Source organism: Microcoleus sp. OTE_8_concoct_300 (genome assembly GCF_031383065.1).
In the GTDB taxonomy this organism is placed as follows: domain Bacteria; phylum Cyanobacteriota; class Cyanobacteriia; order Cyanobacteriales; family Microcoleaceae; genus Microcoleus.
This window is the reverse complement of sequence record NZ_JANMZH010000493.1, coordinates 1-3,858: the sequence shown is the minus strand read 5'-3', so window position 1 is coordinate 3,858 and position 3,858 is coordinate 1. Positions and strand designations below refer to the sequence as shown.

Annotated in this window: 2 protein-coding genes and 1 pseudogene; all 3 read right to left on the bottom strand. The window is 41.2% G+C overall.

Going from position 1 to position 3,858, the window contains the following annotated elements; all coding sequences use genetic code 11:
• Positions 1-97: 97 nt before the first annotated feature.
• A complete protein-coding gene (locus ACUVJL_RS22255) occupies positions 98-1,579 on the bottom strand; it encodes a DUF1802 family protein (protein WP_445247824.1) in 1,482 nt (493 codons plus the stop codon).
• The gene (locus tag ACUVJL_RS22250) at positions 1,576-3,402 is read right to left on the bottom strand and encodes a hypothetical protein (protein WP_445247823.1); all 1,827 of its coding nucleotides are present in this window, start codon (positions 3,400-3,402) and stop codon (positions 1,576-1,578) included. The genes ACUVJL_RS22255 and ACUVJL_RS22250 overlap by 4 nt, the downstream gene beginning before the upstream one ends.
• Before the next feature lie 17 nt (positions 3,403-3,419).
• Positions 3,420-3,858: pseudogene (locus ACUVJL_RS22245) on the bottom strand (hypothetical protein); the annotation flags it as partial.

Below are 3,858 nucleotides of genomic sequence, written 5' to 3'. Positions count from 1 at the left end.
GGTTGCGGGAATTGGGCGTAGATCCTGATGCTGTGTAGGAAATTGGATGAAGTACGTGAAGCGAAGCTATCCCGAAGGGAATCGCCCTTGACGTATCTCAATCATCTAGCGGCAAGTCGCGCAGGAAATAAAAGCGATCGCGCCCTAAATCCTCGCCTTTAATTCGCCCTAAGAAACCCGTCAAAGGTGAGGAAAGTTCGATTAAAATTTCGTGCATTTCTTCATATTTTAAAGGTTGGGGCGACATAGAAAAGGCATAAGCACCGTGAAGCTGATTAAATTCAACACTTGTTGATTTTGTTCTTTCCAAAAAGTCTTTGACTAGCTGAACTATGTGCGATCGCACTTTAAGCTTTTCCCGCACATCATCAATATAGCGATTAACCTTAGTATCGGCTTCCTCACCAAACGGCTGTTGTTCCAAACAAGGTTTTAACTGTAATAAATCGATCGAACCTGGTTGCTTAGCTTTCAATTCAACTAATCTTTGCAATGTTTCCGGGCGGATTACGTTCATGTGGTTTGCGATAGCAGTTAGTTTAGCGTGTCTATTTAGCTGACCAGCCGCCATAATTATCTTAATACAGCAGTTGTATTGTTCCTGAAGATGCTTATGTCCTAACTTGATAAGTTGCGCTGGCGTGCCATCAGCTACGGTTTCACTTTTGGTAGCTTTGCATTCTCCCACTACCTGATAGGGAGTTTCACAGTAGAAATCTAATCCGCCAGCACCGCCTGTTGATTCTGGATTGAGGCTAGCTTCTGGTTTATTGTTAGAATTGGCAAATCCTAGCTTGATAAAACTTTTGCGGACTAACTTTTCAAATGTATTACCATCGCTAGAGTTTCCGATTTGTGCGATTGTTTTAATCCAATCTATATCAGGCTCTGGTTTTACTGTTGGTAAAATTTTCGACCAACCTAGAAACATTTTGATATCATCGTTGAGCTGATTGGCACCTAAGTTGATACTACCAATTTGCTCAACTTGCAACTGCAAAGCTTCTAAATCTTTATAAGGATAGACTTCTCCACCCACTAAGAGAGCTTTACGCTGATAAAAATTAGCTTCAGAAATCACCGGAGTATCACTCTCGCTGTTGATTGCGATCACATCGTCACGCTGCGGCCAATAGAAGGCTCCTGACTCTGTTTGCACATTGACTACGCAAGGATTAGACAGGCGATAAACTCGTAAAATCAATAGCTTGAAAACTTGGTATTTTTCAAAAATATGTTCCAAAGCTTCCAATTTCCAAACCGTTGACTCTGCAATTTTCTGTAGAAGGTGCTTTTGTTGTAAATTTATGCGCCAATGATATTCACAACGCGCCCATACTTTAAGCTGAATAGGATATGTTTGAAATTCAGCAAATACACTTTCAGCCTTCGTCAAATATTGAGCCTGATAGTATTGATCGAGGCTAAGATTATCAGGAAGGTGTTGGCTGGGATAGAGCCATAATACCTCACCTTCTCTGATATTTTGCCTGAATGGTACAGCAATTAGCCTGCCTAATGTTAGCAGTTCAACATCACAAGCGGGTAATTGAATACCCTTAATGATTTCAAGATTCATATTAAAACTGGAGCACTCAAAATTTCACAAATTAGTGGATTCTGAGCAGCAAGGTTTAATTCTTTAACAAATTCAATCACCTGCTGCTGAGTAAAGCCGTAGTTCTCAGCTTCTTCATGAATTTGATAAAGTGCTGCTAAAGGCTTGATCTCATCCTTCTTTAGAACAACAACTTCACCTCCTTGTTCCTGTACAAGTTTTTCTTCAAGCTGTTTGCCTTTCTTCCAACTTAGAGGAACAGGCGTTGATCGGACTAAGCAACCACGAGTAATGTTATGTTTGGTATATTTTAACAGTCGTTCCATTGCTGCGTTGAATGTCCTGCCAGTCAGAGTTTCTGAAACTCTGACTCCAATTCTTACTGCTTTTTGTTGAACTGCATCGTAGCCATCAATAATCAAATGTAAATCGTGACCTGCCTGATTAATATGTGTAACCGAAGTAATTATTACATTTTCTGTTCCACATTTAGGAATCATTGCCATTGTAGAGGCAATAATAGCAGCTAACTGGTCATCGTTTTGCTCGGGGACTGAAACTCGATTCAATAGTTCATTATAAGCATCCAGAAACTCTTTCTGTTTATTGTTGTTCGGGTCTATCGTTGAAGTACCTGGATCTACAATTTCCACTGACTCAAATTGTTCAGCACACCATTTCATCAAGTCTCGCACACCAGCAGCTTTACTTGCAATACCTCTGATTTGATTAGCATCAAAAGGATATAAACTAGGGTAATCATCAGAATTTAGATTGTTTTTTCTGTGAAACCAAGCTAGCCTCAATTTAACAAGCTCTAACATCTGATCAGAAGTAGGTGGGTTTGTAGCTACAGACCTTTGTCCTACACGATCAGGTATGCCACTTCCCATTTGTTCAATTTCCTTCCATGTGTCGCTAATAACGCAACAGAGGAGAAGTACATTGCTACATTGAAAGTAAATTCTATCTATGCAGCTAGCTACTATTTGAGCTGCGCTATCACCGCAGTCATTACCCACACTAACTCCATCTAGCTGATCGAAACAAATCAACACTGGTCGTGATGAAACTCCCGCAATCTTACATATCTGCTCTATGAACCAAATAGATTTTGCATCTTGTTCTTGCTGCGAAAACTCTGGTAAACCCCTTTGCCTGGTTTCAGGATGATCGATGCCTTGAATCCAAGCCATACCAAGTTGAGCAATTGGAGCAGTTTTAAATAGAAGGAATAAAACTGCTCTCAAAAAATTAAAATCGAGGTCATGTTGATATTCTAAGATTGCTTCCATCACCTCATCAATAAATCGAAAGCGTTGATCTTGGCTGAGATTTTGGAGGAGGTATTTCCTTAATTCTTCAGGGTGATTACATTTTTCTAGATAGGGCTGATATTTTTCTTCAAATTCTGTTCCCTTAAGAGTCGCAATCATAGACGCAGCAAGTTGCTGCCATTGCGTTACTCCTCTAACATCTTGGTGCTTAAAGCTGAGTGAAAGATGGAAGCGCACATGGGAGTCAATTCGACTAGCGTTAGTAAATCGAGGAATGTAGGCAAATACAGCTCCACCCTCGTGCTCAATAGTTTTCCATATCCGGTGAATGGTATGACTTTTTCCTGTGCCTCTATCACCTTTGATTGCAATCCCGATTTTATCAGAATATTTTTGGCGGACTTCAGAAATTGCTTTATAGATTGTTTGGTCAACCTGTTGGTTGAGGTCAGGGAGATCAGTTACGACTTCACCCCAAACCTCATCCGCGCTTACGATGGGTTTCAATTTGAAAGGATTCGGCTGTTGCTTGCGTGCTTCTTCAAACGGTGTATACGGATCAGTCATTGTTTTCTGCCTCAATCTCAAGATGGTTTGCTAGCGAAAAATAAAAGACCTCTTATGTCATCGCTGATCGAGTCTTGCTTTTGTTCATCAGTTGCTCCACGAGCCTCTCCACTTTGGAGATAAAATAAACGATCGGCCTGCATCTGCATAATCAAGTCTTTGAAATTCTCCCGGCTCACCTGTTCCCCTAGCTCACGGCGCAGATGCCAGATGGGGACAAGTCCCATGTAGTTGTAGCCCTTGTCCAATTTTTCAAATAGGGCAAGAGCTTGGGACTTAAAATCCTCATAGGATGCGATCGCCCCTACATCTCCATTCCCTTTCTCAACCGCAACACTCGCCGCACCATCCTGATGCCGAATCCACTTCAACAAAGAATTTCCCAGCCGAGTACCAATTTGAGAACCATCAAACTCAAACAGAGAATCCTTACTTTTGAGCCCCTGCGCTAAAACT